Below are 25431 nucleotides of genomic sequence, written 5' to 3' on the forward strand. Positions count from 1 at the left end.
GTGGGGGGAATCGTGCCGTCGGGGGCCGCTGAATCGAGTGCGCGCAAGAGCGCCGCTCTGCGGCGCGCGCACGGTGCCGGCTCCGCCGCCATCGCCGCCCTCGTGAGCGTCGCACTCGTCGTCGCCGGCGTCGCACCCGCACATGCCGCCGCCCCGGAGCCCCCCGCGGTCGAGCGAGCGCCGGCGGCGCAGACAGCTCCCGCAACGACTCCCGCGCAGACCCCGGCCGAGATCATCCACCTGCGCGACGCCGAGGTCGTCGTCGTCCAGGTGCTGCCCCGCGACGAGGCTCGCGCAGCGCTGGATTCCGTCTTCGCCGCTCAAGAGGACCGGCGCACGGAGGCGGCTCGTCGCGAGCGCGTCGTGCGTGCGCAGCAGAGCGCGTACGTCACGGAGCTGGCCGTGGCCCAGCAGGCCGCGCAGGCCCAGGCGGAAGCGGATGCGAAGCTGCAGGAGGCGCTCGCGGCGCTCGCCAAGGCACTCTCGACGAGCCAGTGCACCACCGTCGGCGGGACCAACGGGCAGCCCGCGTCGATCTCGTGCCCGATGGAGAACGGCGATGCGACGATCTCCGGCGACGACGGCGCGGGAGTGACGACGCCCCCGCCCACACCGACGCCGACCCCGCCGCCTGCGGCCGAGGAAGACGACGCCGCGCAGCCCATGACCGCGTCCAGCGCGCCCGGCGACCCCGTCGGCCCCGACCAGTTCCTCGGCGCGGGCGCGCTCGCAGGCGCCCTGGCGCAGGTCCTGGGCGAGTGGGCGAACACCGGAGCGGACGTCTCGGGCATCACCGCGTCCGTCGGTTCGCTGCCGGACGGCCGCCTCGGCGAGGCATCCGGTCGCACGATCGTGATCGACGATGACGCCGCCGGCTGGGGCTGGTCACGCATGGACCTCCTCACCGTCGTGCGGCACGAGGTCGGACACGCGCTCGGCGCCGGCCACGGCGGCGGGCTCATGGCCGAGACGCTGTCGCCCGGTGAGAGCCGGGGCGTCGACGCGTCGATCCTCCCCGCGCCCGAGCCCCCTGCACCGGCGGAGCCCGCCCCGGCGGAGCCCGCACCGGCGGAGCCCGCACCGGCAGAGGTGCCCGCGCCGGTGGTCGAGCCGACGGCAGAGGCGCCGGCCGCGCCCCACACCGTGGAGCCGTCCGCCGACACGCCGCCCACCGACGCGACGACGCCGGAGATGTCGGCGCCGCCGACCGCGGCCGGCCTCGGCTGGACCGTCGCCGACGGCACCGCGACCCTCGCCCTGACCGCGGCCGAGGCCGCAGCCGGCGGCATCGCCCTCGTCGGAGGGCGGATCGTCTTCACCTCCGGCTCCGGCGCGACCGTCGCCGTCGAGGCGCAGGGGCTGACCCACGTCGTCGTGCGCGGCGTCGACGGCGCTGCGTCGTTCACCGTCGACCTCACCGGCATCGCGGGACTCGCGCTCGCGATCGACGGGGCGCTCGACGCTCTGCTGGTGAAGGGCCTCCCGGCTGCTGTCGTACTGTCGGGCGCGCCCGCCCGGCTGCGACTGGACGCCGTGGTCGCGAGCCTGACCTTCCTGGCCCCGCGTGTGGCGGCGCTGATCACCGGCCGCAGCGCCGTGGCGGTCGACGGTGCCGTCGTCCTTCCGGGGGCCGACCTCACGATCCAGGCGCGATCGATCACGGTGCGCTCCGGCGCGTCGGTCGACACGACCGGCACCGACCGCGACGGAGCGATCACGTTCCTCGCGAGCGACACGAGCACGCACGGAGAGGATGCCGCGGCCTCCATCACCGTCACGGGCGCGCGGCTCTCCGGCGGCGAGGTGACGCTGCGCGCCGACTCGACGGATGCGACAGGCCCGTGGTCGTCGTCGTCCGCAGGAGTCGCGGTGGTGGACTCCGCCATCTCGGCGACCGGCGACGTGCTGCTCAGCAGCTCCTCGACGACCGCCTCCTCCGCGAACGGCCTCGCAGCCCTGGTGAAGAACCAGTCGTCGGCCGTGACGCGCCTGGGCGGCAGCACCTCGATCACCACCCCCGGCAGCGTCCGCATCGAAGCGCGCAACGCCGCATCCGCGAGCGCGATCGCCGCAGGCGGCGCCGGGATCGGACTCGCCGAGGCAGACGTCGTGCGGCTCACGCATGCCGTCGTCGAGGGCGATCAGTCGATCACCGCGGCGCGGCTCTTCCTGCTCGCGACCGCCGCGGGATCGCTGCGCGTGGTCGCGGCCGGCACCGGTGGCTCGACCCCCGCGCAGTCCGAGCTCAGCGGGGCGGCGCTCGCGGCGAACCCGCACGCGGGAGCGGTCGCCGTCGGCCGCGCGTTCCTCGAGACAATCGCCCGCTTCGCCCCGTCGGCCAAGGTCGTTCTCGACGAGACGCAGGCGACGGTCCAGGCGGACTCGTCCATCGACGCGACCGCGGAAGCAGCTGACGGCATCACGGCTCTCGTCGTGCGCGAGGTGTCAGGCGCCGCGGTCGGCGAAGGAGCCGAGCTGAGCGGCGTCTCAGATCTCACCGTTCGCGCCACCGCGCGCCACGCCGTCGCCGCTGACGGCGGCGCGGGATGGGCGCTCGTCTCGTCGACAGCGCTCACCTCGGCCTCGATCGACGGCGGCTCGCCGCTCACGGTCGCCGGCGACCTTTCGCTCCGCGCCGAGCAGACGGCGACCGTCCGCGCCACCGGCGCGGGTGCCGCCCTCGCCCTTGGTGTCCACGACGCCAGCGTGCGACTGGCGCGCGGCGCCGATGTCGCCGGGGCGGTGGAGCTCGCCGCGGTCGGGCGGTCGGACGCCACGGCCATCGTCGCGACAGGTCGTGCCGGTGCACCATCGACCGCGGTGTCGGTGCTCGCAGGCCTCGGCGGGGCGACGGCGTCGCTGCCCGCGCTCGCCCCGACCGCTGTTCCCGTCCGCGCCTTCGGCGGCGTCGCGATCGCCGCGACGGTCACCACCTCGCTCGGCTCACTGGGTGCCGGGTCGGCGCCGCTGCGCTCCGGTGGCGGTGTCAGCCTCGCCGCCGTGAGCGGCGGTACGACGACGACCGGCGGCTCCGGAGCCCTGGGCGGCGAGACGTTCCTGCTCCCTTCCCCCGTGCGCGCCGGCACGGTACGCGTCAGCAGCCACATCCTGTCGGGCGGCGACGTGGTGCTCCACGCCGGGCGCGGCCCCCCGGGGGCCGACGGACCCGTCTCCCTCCGCGTCGACGTCGACGCCGCCATCACCCTCCTCGACCCCACCGCCACCCTCGAGGTCTCGCCCTCCGAGCAGACGCCGGCGATCACGCCGCCTGCCGGGGCCGTCCTCGTCTCCGCCGCCGCAGGCGGCACCGTCGCCCTCGGCCGCGCCACCCTCTCGTTCGCCGCCGGCGCACTGCCCGCCGATGCCTGGGTCTCGATCACCGCACGGGATGCTGCGGTCCCCGGCATCCTCACCCGCTCCGCCGTCTTCGACCTGCGGGCGTACGACGCCCGCACCGGCGCCCTGATCTCGACGTTCCTGATCGATCCGGTGCTGACCATCGCCGTCGCCAGCACGATCGGCCAGCCGCGCATCTGGTACGTCGCACCGGACGGCTCGGTGCAGGCGATCGCGACCACCGCGGATGCCGCAGCAGGCACGCTGACCGCCGCGCTCCCCCACTTCTCGGACTATGTCGCCGGTTCCCCGCTCGCCGGCATCGTCGGCGTCATCGTGCAGCAGCTCGAGGCGTACATCGCGAGCCACCCGTACGACCAGGACCTCGACGACATCGTGCTCGGCGACGCGCTCTCGCTGACCGGCATCCACCTCTCGATCGCGCTGAGCGGGCTCACCTCGCCGTACACGGGGACGGCGAGCTTCACCGCGACGCTCCAGCTCGACCTCGCGGTCGGCGCCCTGCGCATCCGGGCGAGCGCCGCGGTGACTGCGACCTACACGCTCGCGGGCGCGACGACGCTCGACGCCGGGAGCCTCCTGATCACCCTGGGCCCGGCGGCCCCCGACACGTCGTTCGGCATCTCGGTGTCGTCGGGCGGCACCGAGATCGCGGAGCTGGCGGTGTCGTCGGCCACGCTCAGCCAGGACGGCTCCGACCTCACGATCACGGCCACCGGGGTCTCCGCCGCGTTCGGCGATGCGGTCGAGATCACCGGCGGGACGCTGCGCCTGGTCTCCCGCGACGACACCGGCGACGTCGACTTCACGCTCACTGGCGGCACCGTGAGCTTCACCGCCGGCGGATCCGGACTGACGGTGTCGAACGCCACGCTGAGCTACAACGGCACCGACGGGCTCTCGCTCGCGGGCGACATCGAGCTGAACATCGCCGACACCACGCTCACCGGCAGGGTGCGCATCACGCACGCGGCGGGCGTCACGACGCTCATCGTCAGTGAGCTCCGTGCCACACTCGCCTCGGGCAGCGCGCAGACCCTCGACCTCGCCGACGGCGGCGGCACCCTCGTGCTCGCGCCCGCCGGCGTCAGCGGCGTGCTCACCGCGACGGTCGTCGCGACGGGCCTGGTCACCGCGACGCTGGCCGGACGAGTCGAGATCGACACGGCGACCGGCACGACGACCGTCGCCATCGCGGCCCGGAACCTCGGCATCGACCTCGGTGGCGGCCTCGCGCTCACGGGCGCCGTCGTCGGCCTGTACGTGGAGTCGTCGGCCACCGGCACGGCGATGGCGCTGGACGCGAGCGGCACGGTCTCCCTCACCGGCTGGACGGACGTCTCCGTCAGCGGACTCTTCCGTGCGCGCGTGAACGGGTTCACCGGCGTCGTCGACGAGGTCGTGGCGCTCGGCGACGGCTCCGGAGACGTCACCATCTCGTTCGCCGCGGCCGAAGGCGACACCTACAGCGGGACCGGACTCACGATCACGGTGCTGGGACAGGCGATGACGGGCGACCTGGCGTTCGCCACCACGGCCGATGGATTCACGGTGACCGTCGCCAATCTGTCGCTCGCGTTCGGCGCCGGCGCGGCATCCGCCCGCTTCGAGAACGCCGGAGGCACCCTCACCCTCGACGGCGGAGAGGCCACCGCCACGCTGACCGGCGACCTGCGGATCTCGGTTCCCGGTCTCGCCCTCGACACGTCGCTCGACCTCGACCTCAGCACTGCCGCCGCGGATCGCCACGTGCGGGTGAGCGGAGCGGGAGTCGTCCTGGCGCTGGCCGGACAGCAGGTCACGTTCGACGAGTTCACGGTGGAGAGCGCTGTCATCGACGGCGCGACCCAGACGCGGATCACCGTCGCGGGCGGCGCCTTCGCGATCGCGTCGGGCACGACCGACCTCCTCGCCCTCTCGGACATCACCGGATCCCTGACGATCACATCGACGGGCGTCGCCGGGCGGCTGAGCGCGGGCATCTCGTCCGAGGTCACCGGCTTCTCGTTCGCATCGCTGGTCGGCGTCGCGGTGAACACCGGATCCGCCGCCGTCGGAGATCTGCCCGCCGGACCGTATCTGCGCATCGAGGCCACGGGCACGGTGATCACGGTCGCGGGTCAGGAGCTCACCGCCGACGTGACCTTCGAACGCGGCGTCGACGCCGCCGGCGCGGTGGTGGTCCGGGCGGGGATCGCAGGCGGCCGGCTGGTGTTCTCCGCGGGCGGCACGCCCGTCGTCACGCTGACGAAGGGCGCTGGGGCGCTCGTGATCTCGGCTGCCGGCGTCGCCGCCTCGTTCACCGGCGTCGTCGCGGTCGCCCTGCCGGGCGTCTCGTTCACGGGCGGCCTGGCCGTGCGGCTGAACACGACCGGCGCGGACGTCGACACCACCGTCACCGTGGGCGGGACGGACGTCGCGCTGGTCCTCCCGGCCGGAGGCGCGAGCTACCTGCAGCTGTCGGGCACCGGCATCGTGCTCACCGTCGCCGGCCAGCGCCTCACCGGGTCTGTATCGGTGGAGCGCACGGGTGGTGTGACGACGATCGGCATCACCGACGGCAGCCTCGCCTTCGGTGACGGGATCCTGACGGTCACCGGTGTGACGGCGACGCTCGGCGTCGGCGCCGGCGGTGTCTGGGGCTCTTTCACCGGCACGCCGGCCCTCGTCCTTCCCGGAGTGAGCATCAGCGCCGGCTCGCTCACCGTGGAATTCAACACGGACACCGCGGCACACAGCGCGATCGCGCCCGGTACGTTCCGCGTCGGCGCCTCCTCCCTCGTGCTCACCGTCGCCGGGGTGTCGATCACCGGCGCCGTCTGGTTCGAGCGGACCGTCGCGTCGGGCTCGGCCTCATACCGCGTCGCGGTGACCGGCGGCACGGCGAGCCTCGGTTCGTTCGTCTCGGTCTCAGCCATCACCGGGGCGTTCCTGATCACCCCCGCCGGCGTCGCCGGCAGCATCTCGGCGACCGCGAACCTGAGCGTGCCCGAGTTCCTCTCCGTGACGGGAACGACGGTGGGCGTCGCGGTGAACACGACGCCGGGGCCGCTCGACCCGGGAAGCGGCGTCCTGCCGGCAGGACCCTATCTTCGTGTCGACGTGTCGGGGCTCACCGCGGAGATCCTGGGGGCGGGCACGATCGAGGGCTCGTTCTCCTTCACCCGATCGACTGCGCCGGGTGGAACGGCGGAGACGATCGTCGCGATGACGGGCGTCGCCGTGACGCTCGACGGCGATGCGGACCCGTCGCTGTTCGACGGGTCGGGTGCGCTGATCCTCCGCGCCGACGGTGTCGCGGGCTTCCTGTCGGGGTCGGCGTCGCTCGGCGGCGGAGGCGTGTCGGTCGACGGCACCGTGCTGCTGCAGATCAACACCACAGCGGCCGCCATCGACACGGTTCTGCGCGTCGGCGGCTCGGACCTGGTCTTCAAGCTCCCGGCGCCGGCGAGCGGCGACATCATCTTCAGCCTGACCGCGTCGGACCTCACCCTGACGATCGGCGACTTCGTCACGATCGAGGGCAATCTCACCTTCAGCGACACGGTCATCGGCGGCGTGCCGGTGCGCGTGGTCGCCGCATCCGGTCTCACGATCTTCCTCGGGCGAGGCCCGGCGTTCCTCGAATCCGGGGCGCTCAACCCTCTCGCGATGGGAGTGCTCCTCACCGACGCCACGATCGGCCTCGTGGAGATGGGCGGAGGCCACGCGTTCGTCGCGACGGGCACGGTCAGCATCATCGGCGTGCCCGGCGTCACGATCACCGGCACGACCAGCGTGCGCGTCAACGACACCGGCCTGGCGGTCACGCAGACCATCGAGATCCCGGGCAGCACCGCGCCGGGCGTGCTGGTCGATTTCGCTACGGATGCTGCGATCGCCGAGTTCGTCGTCACCGGGGCGACGCTCGCCTTCGGCGGGCAATCGCTGAGCGGCACGTTCTCGTTCGGCCGTGACGGCACCGATCTCACCCTCTCGGTCAGCGGCGGGGCGATCGCCCTCGGAGATGCCGTCGCCGTCACCGGTATCCAGGGCGACCTCGTCGTGCGCTCCGGTGGCGTGGCGGGCACACTGAGCGCCACGATCACGATCGCCGCCCTCGGCGTGAACGCCGTGCTCGCCGAGCTCGCGATCAACACGTCGGCGGCAGCCGTGACCGTGGGCACCGCGGCGCTTCCCGCCGGGCCGTACCTGCGGGTCGCGCTCACCGGCCTCGACCTCGCCGTGCTCGGACAGACGATCCGCGCCGACATCGCCGTCGAAAGGGTGACGGCCGACGGCGTCGCCACCACGGTCGTCGGGCTCACGAACGTCGCGCTCTTCCTCGGCGACGACGGCGGTACCCCTGGTGACACCGGCACCGCTCTCGACGACGACCTGGGCGTGCGGCTGAGCGCGGGATCCGGCCTCCTCGTGCTCACGTCGGCAGGTTTCGCCGGACGCATCGACGGCACGATCTCGGTGCGCCTCGGCGCCGACGCGAGCCTCGAGGGCGAGTTGTCCCTCGTGCTCAACACCACGGGAGCGCGCGTGCAGGCGTCGGTGGTCGTCGGAACCACGGCGCAGGTGCTCGACGTCGCCGCTGGTCCGTACCTCCGCTTCGAGGGAGCAGGCCTCACGCTCCAGGTGCTCGGCCAGTCGCTCACCGCGAACCTGGCGATCGAGCGGGTCACGCCGCTCGGCGCGGGAGGTGCGCCGGACACCACGAAGACGCTCCTGCGGATCGCCGCCACGGACGTCGAGCTGCGGCTCGCCGGCGACGCCCTCGTGCTGTCGCACGGAGCCGCGCTGATCCTGCTGTCGTCCGCGGGCGCCTCCTCGACCTTCGCCGGCCGCATCACCGGTGATCTGACCCTCGACGTCCCCGGCGTCGCCATCTCGGCCGGACTGGCCGTCGAGTTCAACACCGGAACGGATGCCGTCGACCAGACGTTCCTCGTCCGCGGCCAGACCCTGACGCTCGCGCTGCCGGCGGGCGGCGCGACCGGCTACGTGCGGGTGGCCGGCACGGGAGTCGCGGTCACGATCGCCGGGCAGACGCTGACCACCGACATCGAGGTCGTCGACGACGGCGGCACGCTGACCCTCACCCTTCGCAACACGCGGATCGTGCTCGGCGGAGCGGCCCCGCTGCTCACGGTGAGCCAGCCGGCATCCGGCACCGGCTCGACGGCGACGATCGTGCTCGCACCCGAAGGGGCATACGGCGCGATCACCGTCGCCGTCGCGTTCGGGGTCTCCGACATCGCGGTGACGGGCACCATCACCGTCGCCTTCAACACGACGGGCACGGCGCAGACCGTCGCGGGGTGGTCGGAAGCCTTCCCCGGCGGCCTGATTCGCGTCGGCGGCGAGAACCTCACGATCACCGTGCTCGGCCAGTCGCTCAGCGCCGACGTGACCTTCGAGCAGGTGACCGGCGCGACCGGGACGGTGGTGCGGGTCGGCGTCGCGAACGTCGCCCTCGCCCTCGGCCCGCTCACGGTGAGCGACGGCTCGGGGCTGTTCGTCATCACCCCGAGCGGTGTGGCCGGCTCGCTCGCGCTCACGGTGGATGTGTCGGGCTCGGCCTTCTCCCTCGAGGGCGCCTTCGACCTGCAGGTGAACACGACCTCGCTCGCGGTGAACGACACGCTCCAGGTCGGCGCCGGCATCGTGACCATCGACGTCCCCGCCGGGCCGTACCTGCGCATCGCGGGGACCGGGGTCGTCCTGACGGTGCTGGATCAGCGGATCCGCGCGGATGCCGCGTTCGAACGCGCGACCTCCTACGGTGCCGACGGCGTCGCGGGCGGCACCGACGACTCTGTGGTCACCCGCATCGCGCTGACGAACGTCTCGGTCTCGATCGGTGCGGGTTCCGCGGCGCTCTCACTCACGGGTGGCGAGGCGCTCTTCGTGCTCCCGTCGACCGGCGGACTCGCGGGCCGCGTCACGGGCACGGCCGCGCTGACCGGTGTGCCCGGCGTCAGCATCGCCGCGACGTTGACGATCGAGATCAACACCACCTCCGCGGAGGTCGACGAGACCGTCCGGGTGGGTGCGGGCACCGTGTCGGTGAACCTCCCCGCGGGCGGATCGGGCGGATCGGGCGGGTATCTGCGGGTGGTGGGCGACGACGTCGCGATCGTCATCGCGGGCCAGACCCTCGCCGGGGACATCGAGGTCGTCACGCAGGGCACCGCGCTCACGCTGACGGTGTCGAGCGGCGTCATCGCGTTCGGGACCCCGACGTCGCCCCTCGTGCGCGTCACGGGCATCCAGGGGTCCTTCCGGATCACGGCCGCCGGCATGGCGGGGTCGCTCGAGGCCACGCTGGAAGTCACGGTGCCCGGGCTGGCGGTGAGCGGCGACGTCGCGGTGCAGGTCAACTCCGGCCTCGCCGCGGTGACCCTCGACCCGGGTGGGCCTGCGGAGGTCGTCGTGCAGCCGGGCCTCAAGATCGAGGTGACCGGCGCGAGCATCACGGTCGCGGGCCAGTCGCTCGGCGCCGCCCGCGTGCTCGTCAGCCGCACCCCGACCGGCGAGGTCGCCTTCGCGGTGACCGACCTCACGCTGCAGCTCGGGACGTTCGTGAACGTCACCGCGGCGCACCACTGGTCGGGTGCCCTGGTTGTGACGCCGGGCGGTGTCGCTGCCGGCTTCTCAGGCAGCGTGACCGGGATCTTCTCGCTCCCCGCAGGTCTCACGCTCGGCGGCGACATCGAGTTCGCGATCAACACGTCGACCGCGGCGGTGCGCCGCACCGACCTGGGCATCGACGTCCCCGCCGGACCCTTCCTGCACTTCGCCGTCACCGGCGGCGTGCTGGGCGTCGCAGGCGGCCCGTCGTTCTCGGGGAACTTCCTCCTCAGCCGTACCGCGACCGGAGTCACGACCATCGCGTTCAGCGACGTCTCGGTCGCCCTGACGCCTGAAGGTGGCGATGGGCTCGAGATCGTCGACGGTCGCGGTGCGTTCCTGCTGACGACCGGCGGCATCGTCGGCACGTTCTCCGGCGCCATCGCGGCCGCGGCGGGCGGGCTCGAGGCGGAGGCCACCGTCGCTGTCCGGTACAACGGCACGACGCAGCCGCTCAACCAGACGATCGCGGTGGGCGGAGTGGACGTGCCGCTCGTCTTCGCGGCCGATGAGATCGCCGACGCCGGAGGCGCCTTCATCGCCCTGGCGGTATCGGGCTCGATCAAGCTCGGCGACTTCGTCGAGATCATCGGCAGCGTCGACTTCAGCGGCGCCGAGCTCGCCGTGTCCGACCTCACGGTGTTCGTCGGGCAAGGTCCTGGATTCGTCGAGGACGACGCACGCAACCCCTTCGCCGTCGGCCTCTACCTCACCGGCGTCAACGGCTTCGTCAAGGGCACCACCGGGAGCCGCGTCGTCGCGATCTCGGGAACGGTCGAGCTCGTGGGCATCCCGGGCGTCACCATCGCGGGCACGGCGTGGATCTCCTACAACGAGACCACCACCGAGCAGGTGCTCGGCACGGGCGACGATGCCGTCACGGTGGCGGAGGGCGCGGCGGGAGCGCCGCATCTGCTCGTGGTCGGCGACCTCACCCTCGCAGTCGCCGGGCAGGAGCTCACCGGCACGTTCGCCTTCGAGACGCTCGCCGGAGGCGGGCTGCGCGTGCGTTTCGGGGCCGACGCCCGCGACGGCGGATCGCCCCTCACCCTCAGCCTCGGAGACGGCGTCGCCATCGCCACCGTCGCCGCCGGGACGCTCGAACTCACACCGCAGGGCCTCGCGACGGTCCTGGTCGCGAACCTGACGCTCAACGCGGGCGACGAGGTCGACTTGACGGGCGACATCGGCCTGCAGCTCAACACCTCGACGGCGGCCCGCACCGTCGGCGGAGTGGTGCTGCCCGCGAGTTCGCTGCGCGTTCAGGTGGGCACCCTCGCGACGCCGGCGGCCCTCACCATCGCGGGCCAGACACTCTCCGGTGTCTTCGTCTTCTCGCAGGTGCGCGGGCCGGTGCTGCCGAGCGCTCCCCCGGGAACCCCGGCACCCAGCACCACCGTGATCATCGCTTCGGCGCTGACGCTGTCGCTCGGCACCGCCACTGCGGGGGTCCGGCTCACCGACGGCTCAGCCGTGTTCCTCATGCGGGACTCGGGGCTCGCCGGACGCGTCACCGGCACGGTCCGATTCCTCGTCCCCGGGGACGCCGTGCAGTTCAGCGGCACGTTCACCGTCGCTGTCAACTCCGGGCCCGGGGTAAACGAGAGCTTCCAGCTCGACGGAACCACCGTCGCACTCGACCTGCTTGCCGGCCCCTTCCTCCGCGTCGAGGGCGCCGATGTGGCGATCGTCGTCGCCGGGCAGCGACTCTCGGGCGACTTCACCTTCACCCAGTCCGGGAGCGGTCCGTCGGCGACCACGGTGATCACCATCGCGGACGCGACCGCCGGGTTCGGCGACGGCACCACGGACTTCGTGTCGCTCACCGGGGGCGAGGGCGAGTTCGTCCTCAGCGCCACCGGCGTCGCCGGGAGGGTGAGCGGAACCCTCGCGGTGACGCTTCCGGGGATCCTCGTGAGCGGGGACTTCGCGGTCGTGCTCGACACGACCGATCCGGCGGCGAGCTCGATCTCCGTGGCCGGTGAGAACATCACCATCGACATCGGCGGATTCCTGCTCACCGAGGGTGAGGTCGCCTTCTCGCAGCGCACCGTCGGCGGCGTCCGGATCGTCGACGTCTCGATCGCCGCGGTCGCCGATTTCGGAGCGCCGATCGGAGAGCTCTCGCTGGCGGGGGCTCTGCAGATCGGCGCCACCGGGCTCGCCGGAATCCTCGCCATCGAAGGTGCGAGCATCTCGCTCGGCGGCGGCGTCACCGTCTCGGCGTCCGCGCTGCGGTTCGAGATCAACCGGTCGGGCCAGGCTGTCGTGCTCGCCGATCCCACGCACACGCGACTGGAGGCCGGGCCGTACCTGCGGATCGCCGGCGAAGGCATCGCGGTCGTGATCGGCGACGTGACCCTCACCGCGAACCTGCTGTTCCAGCAGGCGACGTCGAGCGGCGGGGCGGCGCGCACCGTCATCGCCGTGGCCGGAGGCGCCGTCCAGCTGGGATCCGATGCGCCGATCCTCACGGGTGTCGAGGGGATCATCGTCCTGACGCCGGCGGGCATGGCGATGCGTCTGGGGGGAACCCTCGACCTCGGCGCGCTGCTGCCGTCCGGGGTGACGATCGCCGGCTCCTTCGCGCTGGCGATGAATCAGTCGGCCACCCCGGTCACGGAGTCCGTGACCGTCGGCGGACGCACGGTCGCGCTCAACCTGCCCGGCAACCTCGCCGTCCGCGTGAGCGGCACGGGCGTCGTCCTCGCGATCGCCGGCCAGTCGCTCACCGGCGACTTCGCGTTCGAACGCTCCGGGACGACGACCACGATCGTGCTCGTGAACGTCGGTCTGCGGATCGGTGACGGCGGGACGGACATCCTGATGCTCGCGGGCGGCACGGGCACGCTCGAGCTCGGGGCGACGGGAATGTTCGGCTTCGTGTCGGGCACCGTCGCGCTCACCGTGCCCGGCGTGGCCGCCTCCGCCGCGATGACGCTCTCGATCGACACCCGACCGGCAACCAAGGCCTTCGCCCTCTCGGTGAACGACCTCGCCCTCGACCTCGCCGGTCAAACCCTCACCGGTGACTTCACCTTCGAGCAGGCGGGCGTCGGCGCCTCCCGCGTCGTCAAGGTCACCGCATCCGACGTCCGGCTCTTCCTGGGCGACCCGAAGGGCGCCGGCGACGCCGATGACGTCGGGCTGCGCCTGACCGGAGGGACCGGTGCGTTCCTGCTGACCTCCGCCGGCATGGCGGTCGACGTCTCGGCGAATATCGACCTCGTCGGCCTCGACACCATCCCGTTCTCGCTCGGCACCGGGCTCGCGATCCGGCTGCAGATCAACACCGCGCCCACCGCCGTGAAGACGACGCTCGGCGCGCTGAGCCTCGACCTTCCGGCCGGCCGATTCGTGCGCGTCGAGGTGACCGGTGGGGTCACGGTGTTCGGCCAGTCGCTGTCGGGGACCTTCCTGTTCGAGCAGGTGCGTGGCGGCGGAGCCGACGGGCGCGCGGGCACGTCCGACGACGTGAACATCCTGCGCATCGCGGCGACGAATGTGGCGTTGTTCGTGGGCGACGACGGCGGAACCCCCGGCGACTCCCCTGCCGACGTCGCGGACGACATCGGCATGCGGCTCACGGGCGGCACGGCTCTCGTGCTCGTGACGAGCGCCGGCATCGGCGCGTCGATCACCGCGACGGCGTCGATCCGCCTCGGCCCTGGCCTCCAGGCCACCGCGACGGTAGGCGTGCAGATCAGCGACATGCGCCGGACCGTCGGCACCAAGATCGTCCCCGTCGCGGTGGACGAGGAGTTCGTGGTCGGGGGCCAGACGCTCACCCTCGAGCTTCCGGCCGGTCCGTACTTCAGGGTCGGGGTCACCGCGCTCACACTGACGATCGCCGGTCAGCAGCTCACGGCCGACATCTCGTTCGAGAAGTCCACGGCGATCGGCCCGGATGGCAGCGTGGGCACGCCCGACGACGTGACCACCCAGAAGATCCGCTTCGCCAACGTGTCGCTGCGCCTCGGGACGCCGGATCGCGACGTCGTCGTCGTGCGCGACGGCTCCGGCGCCTTCGACATCGTCGGCAAGAGCGGGCCGGTCGCCGGCGGCATCGCGGGGCGCATCCAGGCGACCGTGGAGCTGTTCATCCCCGGGGTGTCGTTCTCCGGAACGCTCGAGGTCCAGATCAACACCCTCGTCAACCCGTACCCGGTCGACGGCGCGACGATCGCGTCAGGGCTCAAGGTCGCGGGGCTCGACATCTCCCTCGAGGTGATGGGGCAGCGCCTCACGGGCGACTTCGCGTTCGCGAAGGAGACCCCGAGCGGCCGGATCACCCTGGCGCTGTCGGACGTGGTGCTGGAGCTCGGCGACGGCACCCGCACCTACGTGACCGCCACCATCTCCGCGGGGATCATCGAGGTGACCCGCGGCGGCATCGCCGGAGCGCTCGTCGCCGGGATCACGCTGAACCCCGCAGTGCTGCCCGGCGTCTCCGTCGACGCCGACATCATCGTGCAGGTCAACAACACACTGATCGACGCGAACCCGTCGCTCGAGGTCGGCGGATCGACGGTCGCGTTCTCCATCCCGAAGAACACGCTCCGCGTGCAGGTCGGCCTCGTCGGCGACCCGGCCGCGATCGGGATCCTCGGCCAGACGCTCAAGGGCGTCGCGGTCTTCGAGCAGACCAAGACCGCCGCCGGCGCCAAGATCGTGCGAATGGCCTTCACCGACGTCGAGCTCTTCCTCGGCGACCCGGGGACGGACCTCGCGTCGACCGCTGACGACGTCGGGGTTCGGCTGACGAACGGGCGCGGCGCGTTCATCATCACGCCCACGGGCATGGCGGGCGAGATCGCCGGCAGCGTCACCACCCCGGGACTGCCCCTCACGATCACCGCCGACCTCACGCTGCAGCTGAACACGCTCGTCACGAACGGCCAGGGGGTCGTCGTGAACGAGGTGTTCCAGTTCGCCGGCGTCTCGGTGGCGACGGTGGCCGACGGCAAGGCCGGCTCGGCCGAGGTGCAGCGCATCACCGTGTCGGCGCCCAGCGGCAGCTTCACGCTCGCGATCGACGCCGACAAGGACGGCGTGCTCGAGGCGAGCGAGATCAGTGCTCCGATCGCGGTCGGGGCCGCAGCATCCGTCGTCGATGCCGCGATCGAGGCGCTCCTCGACTCGGATGCCGCCACCGATCGGGTGACGGTCGCCCTCGCCGGCAACCAGTACACCGTCACCTGGAACGCGAACGGCAACCAAGCGGCCCTGCAGGCCAATGTCCGCGTGCTGCGGCTGCCCAAGGGGCCGTTCCTGCGCGTGGCCGCCGAGAACATCGAGATCGGCATCCAGAACGGCGCCGAGACCCTCACGATCACCGCGGACTTCGCCTTCGAGCGGATCGGCTCGGGCGTCAACCAGGTCAGCAAGATCGCGCTCGCGAACGTGACGCTCGATGCCGGCGAGGACACCGGCGACGACAACCCCGGCATCGTGGAGGGCTCCGGCTTCTTCGTCGTCTTCTCCCCCGGCGCCACGACGTCGACCAGCCCGGTCAGGACGACGACCACCGGAGGCATCGCGGGCATCATCACGGGCAAGGCCGCGGTCGCGGTGCCGGGCTTCTCGGCGTCGGCCTCGCTGGGGTTCACCGTCAACACCACGGGCGCCGAGGTGACGCAGTCGATCGTCGTGGGCGGCGAGACCCTCACGCTCGACGTGCCCGCGGCGCCCGTCTTCCAGTTCATCGTGCAGGACCTCGACTTCAGCTTCGGCGACGTGCTCGAGATCCGCGCGGGTCAGTTCGCGATCAGCGGCGATGCGTTCTCGGGATCGGGCCTCGAGATCTTCATCGGGTCGGGGCCGTCGAAGCTCGCGGGCGGCGGGCTCAACCCCGCCGCGGTCGGCGTGCTGATCCGCAACGCCTCCGTCGACTTCAAGCGCGACGTCACCGGGTGGGCGCTGCGCGCAACCGGCGAGCTCGCGCTGCTCGGGCTCGACGGGCTCAACATCGTCGGCACGGTGCAGTTCCAGGTGAACACCTCCGACGCCACCACGTTCACCTTCTCGAGCGCCACCGGGTCGGGCGCGAACGCCATCGCCGCGGGCTCCGTCGCGGCGGGTGCCTTCAGCTTCGCCGCGACCGGCATGGAGATCCGCGCGGGCGACACGGTGAGCCTGCGCGGCTCGCTCCGCATCAACCGTCAGATCGACGGAACCCTGGCGCTCGCGCTGTCCAACGCCTCGATCTTCGTGGGCTTCAGCGCCACGAGCGTCGCGAGCATGAGCGGCCTGGCGAGCTTCACGATCTCGCCGGTCAACGGCTTCCAGCTGGTGAACTTCAAGCTCACCGCGTTCTCCATGCTCTCGGCGATGCCGGTCGCGCAGACCGCCTGCGTCGCGGCGGATCCGCGGCCGATCTGCTCCCAGCCCGCTCCGGTGGTGACGGCGGATCTCGTCAACCCGGTCCGCGGCTCGGTGTTCAACGGATCGAGCATCACGACGCTGCGGGTGCGCTTCACGCCCTCGAGCGGCACGATCCTCGCGACCTCGGTCACCGACGTCGACCCCGAGTTCTCCATCAGCGTCGCCGGCGCCTCCGGCACCTGGACGCCCGGCACAGCGGTGGCGGTCGCCGGGATGCCGAACACCTGGGACTACGCGATCACCGGCCCCGCCCTGCCCGGCGCCGCGATCGTCACGATCACCTTCATCGACGGCAGCGTGACCGCGGGCGGCGCGTCGCTGGTCGGCGAACAGGAGCAGTTCTTCCGGCTGGCGCCCGTCGCGCCGGGCGGCGTATCAGCCCCGGTCGCGTCGATCGCCACGCCGGCGATCAGCCTCGCCCAGCTGAACGCGCAGGGCTACATCGACATCACGTTCACGAACCTGCCGAAGCCCGATGGGGCGGGCGGCACGCTGCCGGCAGACCCGATCAGCAAGGGACCGATCGAGAACGCGACGGTTGCGCCGTTCACGATCAGCGGCCTCGTCGGAGACCTTGAGATGACGGGGTCGCGCCCCACGATCGTCGGAGCGCCGCTCCTGATCGCCGGCGCCGCCGCGAGCTCGACCAGCGTCACCTACCGGTACTTCCTCAAGGACAAGAACCCGAACAACACGCTGGGCCTGTTCACCGGCACCGGCACGATCTCGATCGTGCTCGACCGCGACGCGATCGTGCAGTCCGGCGGACCGACGCAGGGCACGCAGAGCCTGTCGGTCACGGTGTCGCCCGCGGCGGCCGGTGAGATCACCACCGGCGGTCCGCTCGCGCTCGGTCCGCTGACGCTGCAGGGCCCGACGATCGGCCTCGGCGGCTTCGGGTTCGCCGACGGCAAGGTGCTCGTCTCGGTGATCGTGGGCGTCCAGCGGGCATCGCTCGCCTTCGGCGGCAACCCGACCACGGGTCAGCAGTCGGCGGCGCAGACGAGCTCCGGCGTCACGGTCGACCTCATCGGCATCCAGGGCTCGTTCGAGCTCGCCGTCGACGTGTTCGGGCTCCTCGGCGGCGACGTCGACATCCGCCTCACCGGCAAGTGGGGTCTGCAGGTCGCCGCGCTCGATGCGCAGATCCCCGGGGTCGCACGCCTCCAGGCGACGGGCATCAAGATCGGCTACGACCCGAAGGGCGCCATCGACCAGGAGATCGTCAAGATCAACACCGCCACCATCACGCTCCCGTCCTTCGGGATCACCGGGTCGCTGCGGCCCTACAACCCGGCCGCGTCCTCCAACATCAACGCCAACAACGACGTCGCACTCGGGGCGGGGCTCATCCCCGGCCTGACCGTCTACGGCAACGGCTTCCGGCTCGGCACGGCCGAGCTGGCCTACGGCATCGCCCCGACGACCGGCGGCACGCCGGATCCGGGCAATACGCTGGCGCCGACGGCGGCGGACCGGAAGATCACACTCGGCGGGATCCTCGAGCTCGACGACATCCGTGTCGGCGTCTCCGGCCTCGAGGTCCGCTTCCCGCCGGCCGGCGCGCCGAGCTCCGAGACCGCCGGGTTCACCGGCCAGATCTACATCGCGACCGGTGGCGCCAGACTCTTCCCCGGCCGCGCCTACGGCGCCACCCTGACAGACCGTCTGACGGCAGACGACCGCCGGCCGGACGGCTCGCCCGACGACGAGGCGTTCCGCATCGCGCTCACCTTCAGCGGCGGCAAGGTCGACGCGTTCCAGCTCACCGTCGACACCCTCGAGATCCGCCTCGGCACGTACGTGACCCTCACGGCCCGCGACTTCCGCCTCGACACCGGCGCCGAGGGCGCCGAGTACATGGTCCAGCTGCAGGCCGTCGGGGCGAAGGTCACGATCGGCTCGCTCGTGATCGCCGGCGAGGGCCGCAACTTCGCGATCACCGGTGACGGTTCCTTCAAGGCGCTGCCGGGCTTCGGAGTGTTCCTCTCGGTCGGCTCCGCGACCGGGGACTCCTTCAAATGGCCGGCGTTCCTCCCGGTGCGCATCGACGCGATCGGCATCCAGTGGGACGACGTCGAGAACCGCCCGGGCGACTTCGTGCTGATCCTTTCGGCCAGCGTGACCGGCATTCAGGGGCTGCAGGGCCTGCAGATCACCGGCGCCATCCAGGGCATCCGCATCCAGCCGTCGCTGCTGCTCGAAGGCAAATTCCCGATCATCGGCATCGACTCGATCGGCGTCACCGTCAAGGGCAAGATGTTCGGCGGCGAGGTGTCGGCAGGGCTGGTCGGCGGCATCCTGAAACTCGATTCAAACTACTCGATCATCGGCGTCTTCGACACGACGACGGCGGTGCATCAGCGTGTGTTCTACCTCGGCCTCGAGGGGACGATCTCGATCGCCGGCCTCGCCGGGTTCGGCCTGCGACTGGGCCTTTCCGAGCTCGGTCCGCTGCAGGTCTACATCACGGCCAACATCCCGGGCGGCATCATGCTGGTGCCGCAGATCGGCCTGGTGCTCAACGACTTCGCCGCCGGCGTCGAGTTCTTCAAGACGCTGCCGTCGATCGAGGATCCGTTCGCCCTGCGCTCGTCGGCCTTCCAGCTGCCGACCGTGCTCTCGGCCGCCGAGTGGCTGCTGTCGCTGCAGAACCAGGTCGCCCTGCAGGCCCGGACGATCTCGACGAACCCGGGCCAGAGCGGCTTCGCCGCCGCGTTCACGTCGCCGATGGTGATCACCGGGTCTGCCCGCATCTATTCGATCTTCACGTCGCAAGCGGTCTTCAACGGTCAGGTGATCGTCAAGATCTCGACCGACGGCAAGATCCTGATCATCGGCAAGCTGAACTTCGCGCAGGACAACATCTCCATCAGCGGCCGCCTCTACGCCGATCTGTCGAAGGTCGCCAACGGCGACGCCACAGTGCTCTTCCTCGCGGACTTCCCCGACCAGGTGCGCCTGCTGACCATCTACGGGAAGCTCAAGATGGGCTTCCGGGACTCGTCCGGCAACGAGGTGGCCTTCGACGTGGTCGAGGGTGCGGACCCGATCGCCACCGGCACACCGCCGGTGATCGATCTCGGAGGTCCGACGAGCGACGGCGGCACGATCGACGTCGGCGTCGTCAACGGGGCAGCCGGTTCGACGAAGTACCTCGACATCTCGTACAGGCCGGCCCCCGGTGCGAGCCTCGACCTCGCGAGCGTCCTGACCGACCAGGTGAAGTTCACCCTGACCCGGGGGTCCGACCCGCCGCGGGTGTTCACCTTCACCCGCCCTGTGCCGATCCTGGCGGTGACGACCGCGGGTGGCATGACGCTGGCCGAACTGCAGGTCGACAGCACGGGTGCCTTCTACATGGCCGACGGGGCACGCGTCGACGTCCTGACACGCGCCTCGCTCGCCGAGACCGAGGGAGTCGAGGCCGACGCCATCACCGACTCCCAGCTGCTCGCCGCGGCAGTGCGGATCAGCGGCACGACGCGCTTCCGCTACGCGATCGGCACGGACGACCTCGGCATGGGGCGCTGGGTGATCGACTTCGCGCAGGGCGCGGTCAAGAACGCCGACCTCACGACGGCCGCGGGGACGACGGCCGGCGCCCCGAGTGCCGCCACGCAGCTGTCCTTCACCGTGACCGGTGCGACCGCGGTCATCACGAACCCGACCCCGGGCGCCTCCGTCGACATCAACGTCGTGAACGGCCGAGCGTGGATCACGGTCACGTTCACCAAGCCGACGCTCTTCACCATCGACCAGGCGTCGATCACCGATCTCGCCGCCGAGTTCCAGCTGTCGGGCCCAGGCCTCGGCACGATCCAGCTCGACGGCACGCAGGCGCCGCAGCTCGTCGACACGACCACGACCACCCTGACGTACCGCTACTGGCTCACCGGCCGCTTCGCGACCACCGGCGCGGTCAACCTCACGTTCCTGTCCGGCAGCTGGTCGTACCTGTTCACGCTCAGCGGTGCGCTCACCGTCACGGACGAACCCACCGAGACGGGCGCGGGCAGCGTCGGCATCCTGTTCCCGACCGGTGGACAGTTCGGGCTTCCCGCCGGCTTCACCGTCGACCCCGACTCCGTCATCAGCCGCCTCGCCGGCTTGACACTCGGCGGCACGGGCTGGGCGCTGACGCGCGACGCATCCGCGCCGATCACGGCGACGGGAACGCCCGGCGAGTTCCGCATCCCGGTCATCGTCACCACCGTCGGCAGCGGCGCGCTGACCGCCACGCTGGCCGCGAGCCCGCTCGGCTACCGGGGCACCGTCTCGGCGGGCGCCCAGCCGGGACAGACCCTCACCGTCACGCCCACGGCGTACGTCGACGTCGATTTCGACGCCGCGGTGAACGGCCGGAACCTCGACATCGCCTCGATCCTCGACCTCGCACCCGAGTTCGAGCTCTTCGGCGAGGGCCTGGGCACGATCGTGCTGGACGGCACCCGAGCGCCCGCGCAGATCACCGGCGCGCCGGCCGGCACGCACCGCTTCCGCTTCTGGCTCACGGGACAGTACGAAGCAGGCCTCTCGGTGCAGCTGACCCGGCTCGCGGGCGGCTGGTCGTACCTCGCGGCGGTCGCCCCGACGGCGTCCTCCGTCACGGCGCCGGCACCGGCACCGCAGCCGCCGCTCGCGTGGAGTGCGGAGATCACCGTGACGTTCCCGGATGCTGCGGGCGCAGGGCTTCCGTCCGGCTACGCGGTCGATGCAGCATCCGTGATCAGTCGTCTCGGCGCGCTCGTGTTCACCGCGTCGGCCGACGGCTGGACCGTGGTGCGCGACACGTCGCGCGCCATCCGCGCGGGCGCGGGCGCCTTCGAGTTCATCGTGCCGGTCGTGGTCGAGCGCGAGACGGCGGCCGCCTCGACGTCTTCCGTCACGATCGCCGCGGTGCAGGTCGGGTACTCCGACACCACGACGCCGGTTCCGGATGCCGCGTACACGGCGCCCGCGCGCGACTACATCGACGTGCCGTTCGCGGTTCCGACGGGACTGCTCATCGACACCGCCACCCTCATCGCGGGCCTCCCCGAGATCACGCTGGAGGTAAACGGCGCGATGGTGACGCTCGGAGCGCGCACCCTGCTGTCCATCGAGGACGGGGTCGTCTGGGTGCGGTACCAGCTGGCCGAACCGCTGGCGGCGGGCGACGACGTGGAGGTCACCTTCCTGGCCGGCGGCTGGTCGTACACGCTCCCTGACGGCACCACCGCCTACACCGGCGCGCAGCCGTCCGCGGGCACCCCGGCGGGGGTCCCGCAGGCGGTCACGATCGACGCGGCGGACCGCCAGGTCACCTACCTCGACGTGACATTCATTCCGCCCGTGTCGGTCGGCGGGATCACCTACGCGATCGTCCCGGGCTCGGTCGACGGCGACGAGTTCGTGCTCAGCGGCCCCGGGGCGAACGGGGTGCAGATCACGGGCGTGGTCCCCCTCGGCGGCAACACCTGGCGGTTCCTCCTGCGCGGCACCTTCCTCCCGGGCCGTGTGGATGTGGTGTTCGACCTCACGGCGTTCACCGTGAATCCGGACCGCGGGCCTCCGGCCGGGACGACCCTCACCCAGTCCTTCCAGGTCGTGGGCGCCACCGGCGATGTCGTGCAGACGGTGCCGGACAACCCGTCCACGCCGACCACGAACGAGGCGACGGTCCGCCAGATCGCCGGCGCCACCATCGGCCGAGACCTCGTCAACGGCCTCAAGTACTTCGAGATCCGCTTCCGCGGCGCCTCCGGCTCCGGGATCGACCACTCGACCATCAACGGCGATGAGCTCGAGTTCCGCGACGCCGCAGGCAACCTGATCACCCTCTCCGCACCGGTCCGCGTGGGCACGAGCGACACCTACCGCTACTCCTTCACAGCGAACCTGGCGGTCGGCTCCTACACGATGACGTTCCGGGCCGGCAGCTTCGCCGACATCGGCGGGGTGCTCAACTCGGCCGAGACCGAGGCCTTCACGGTCACCGCCCCCACTGCGGCGCTCATCGACCCGACGCCGGGATCCGTGCTCGACGTCGGCGAGCTCGCGCAGCGCGGCTGGGTGGACATCACGTTCCACACCCTGGGCGGCCTCCCGGTCGACGGCGCGACCATCGCCGACGCCGACTCCGAGATCGTCGTCAAGGTCGGCACGACCGAGCTCGACGTCATCGGCGCGGCGCTCCTGGTGACCGGCACCGCGTACCGCTACTTCTTCTCGGGCCACGTCGCGGGCGACATCACCGTGGCGTTCGTCGACGGGTCGTGGAAGAACACGCAGGGCGTCATCTACTCGGCGGCGAGCCACCCCGCGGCAGCGTCCGCCGAGGCGAACCTCACCGACGCCGTGATCCGGCCGCGCACATGGATCGGGGTGCGTCTCACCCCCGTCGCGGGCGCGGCCGTCGACACCACGAGCCTGGGCGCCGACGACCTGACGCTCACCGGCGGCGGGACGCAGGCGATGACGTACGCCGGGGTGCAGTTCGGCGACGGCATCGCCCGCTACTCGTACACGCTGGCATCCGACCTCTCCGCGGGCACCGTCACCGTGACGTTCGCGCCGGGGGCCTGGCGCGACACGGCGGGCAACCTCGCCGACGGCGGCGTGCAGACCTTCAAGCTCATCGTCCAGGGCACGTCGTTCTTCATCGAGCTCTCGGGCGGCATCATGCTGCAGGCGGGCGACTTCCTCGACGAGCCGCTCCTGCACATCCACGCGGAGGTCGTCCTCGAGATCGACACGACGCGCAACCTGTTCATGCTGACGTTCGTCGGTCAGATCGAGGTCTACAAGCTCGGGACCCTCGGCGCCACCGCCGGACGCTTCGTGCTGCTCGTCGGTGACGAGTCGACCAACCCGATGCACCCGATCCCGCAGTTCTGGGGCGTCGCGTCCGTCGAGATGAACTTCGAGTTCCTCGAGCAGTTCGGCATCCACCTCGACGGCTCGGCGCAGCTGCGCATCAACCTCACGAACGAGGTCAAGACCGAGGTCATCACGCTCCCCGGTGTCGGTCCCGGCGGCTCCGATCTGACCGAGACCTTCGTCCTGCAGCCGTTCAGCTTCGGGTTCCAGATCCTCGGTCAGCTCATCGTCGCCCCCGGCGGGACGGAGCTCATGCGGGTGCAGGGCGGGGTGTACCTGAACATCTCGCTGGATCCCCCCACGCCGAAGATGGACATGTTCCTGACCGGGCACCTCTCGTTCGGCTACGGCTCGGCCAGGCTCGAGTACGGCTCCGTCACGGGTCTGCTGATGATCCGCACGGACGGCCCGCTGCCCGGCGTCGCCGGCAGCATCCGCGTCGCCACCGGCGTCGGCATCGGACTGCCCAACGTCGGCTCGCTCTTCTCGGCCACCGGTTCGGTGAACGTCGTCTTCAACACGACGCTCGCCGATCAGACCTTCGTCGTGCCCAACGCGTTCCTGCCGCTGCTGCTGCCGGGGCAGGCGCCGGTGTTCTACATCCCGGCCGCTCCCCCGGGGATCGACGGCCAGCCCGATCCGTCGGCGACCGGGCCGAGCATCTACGTCGTGGCCGCGATCCAGGCCGAGCTGACCATCGGCGGAGCGTTCACCCTCACCGGCTTCATCGGCATCACGGCGGCGATCGACCCGACGGGCACCGCCTATCTCAAGGTCGACGGCATGGTCGGCACGACGATCCCCTACCTCGGATCCCTCACCGGCGCGCTGAACCTCGCCGTCTACGTCGGCGCGCAGACCGGCGTGGTGGGGCGCGTGCAGCTCACCCTCGGGGTCAATGCGATCCCCGGTCTGTCGCTCAACGGCCAGTTCCTCCTCGAGATCAACACCTTCTCGAACGCGCGTCAGATCCGCACCTTCGTGGTCGAGACCGAGACCGTCAACGGCAGCCCGGTGTTCGGCGGGTTCGCCCGCGACGCGCAGGACCGGCTCATCGTCGAGAACCAGACGATCAACGTCATCGCCGGCTTCCGCCTCGAGATGTACGGGTCGCTCAAGGTGCTGAACGTGCTCGAGATCACGGGACACGTCGTGCTCACGATCAGCGCGTCCGAGCTGTCGCTCCTGGTCAACGGCCGCGCTGCGCTGGATCCGTTCGGCGAGCTCACGATCGTCGACTCCGGCTTCTCCATCACGAGCCAGGGCGTCGTCGCCCGGTTCGCGATCGCCCTCGACGTGGGCTTCGGCGAGGACATCGGCATCGGCTTCTCGGCGAGCGCGGTCATCCAGCTCAACACGACCGGGTCGGCGAAGCTGATCGGCTCGACGAGCGTCGCGCCCGGATTCCTGCTCCGGCTCGACGGGGCGATCGACTTCCTCGGCTTCGCCCGGGGCTCCGGCTTCGCCGAGATCCGCATCGCGGCCGGCGCCTTCGAGATGTCGTTCGGCGTCGACTTCAACCTCGCCGGGCTCACGTTCCGGGCCACCGGCCGGGCGGGGGTGTACGACGACGGCTTCGTGATGGCTGTGGCCGTCAGCGCCTCGGCCGATGCGTTCATCTTCAGCCTGAGCGCGAGCGGCGAGCTGCGCATCAACACCGTCGGCGAGCGCCGCAACGGTGTCGATCCTGGATTCAAGCTCCAGCTCACCGGCTCGGTCACGCTCCTGCGGCTGTTCAGCTTCGACGCCGGCTTCACGATCGAGGTCGGCAAGACGAGTGCGACCGACACGACGTACTCCTCCGGCGACTGGTATCTCGATGCCTACGCGACGCTCAACTTCTTCATCGCCGACCTGTCCGGCTCGATCTTCCTGAACTCCGACGGCAACTTCAGCCTCAAGCTGTCGGGGCGCATGCAGCTCGGGGGCTCGTTCATGGGCATCCGCGGCGAGTTCCACCTCGAGGTGTCGTTCCTGAAGCACGAAGACGACGGCATCGTCTGGTACACGCTGTTCATCGGCGGCGGCGCCAGCGTCGAGGTGTACTTCGACTTCAAGATCTTCGAGATCAGCCTCGGCGTCGGGCTCGACCTCTCCGTCTCCGCAGATTCCCGCGACGGCGTCGACAGCGACGGAGACGGCTTCGGCGAAGTGCCCTTGCGCTTCAAGATCACGGTGCGGTTCAAGATCCTGGGCACCTGGTATTCG

1 protein-coding gene (running past one end of the window) is annotated in these 25431 nt (G+C 71.4%); it reads left to right on the forward strand.

Annotated features, from left to right (window positions below):
* Positions 1-25431 carry the 5' portion of a hypothetical protein gene (locus Q9R33_RS09650; RefSeq protein WP_311293607.1) on the forward strand. Its footprint extends 12024 nt past the window's final position, so only the first 25431 of its 37455 coding nucleotides appear in the window; its start codon is at positions 1-3; its stop codon lies off the right edge, out of view.

The sequence above is a fragment of the Microbacterium sp. PRC9 genome (assembly GCF_031844125.1).
Classification (GTDB): domain Bacteria; phylum Actinomycetota; class Actinomycetes; order Actinomycetales; family Microbacteriaceae; genus Microbacterium.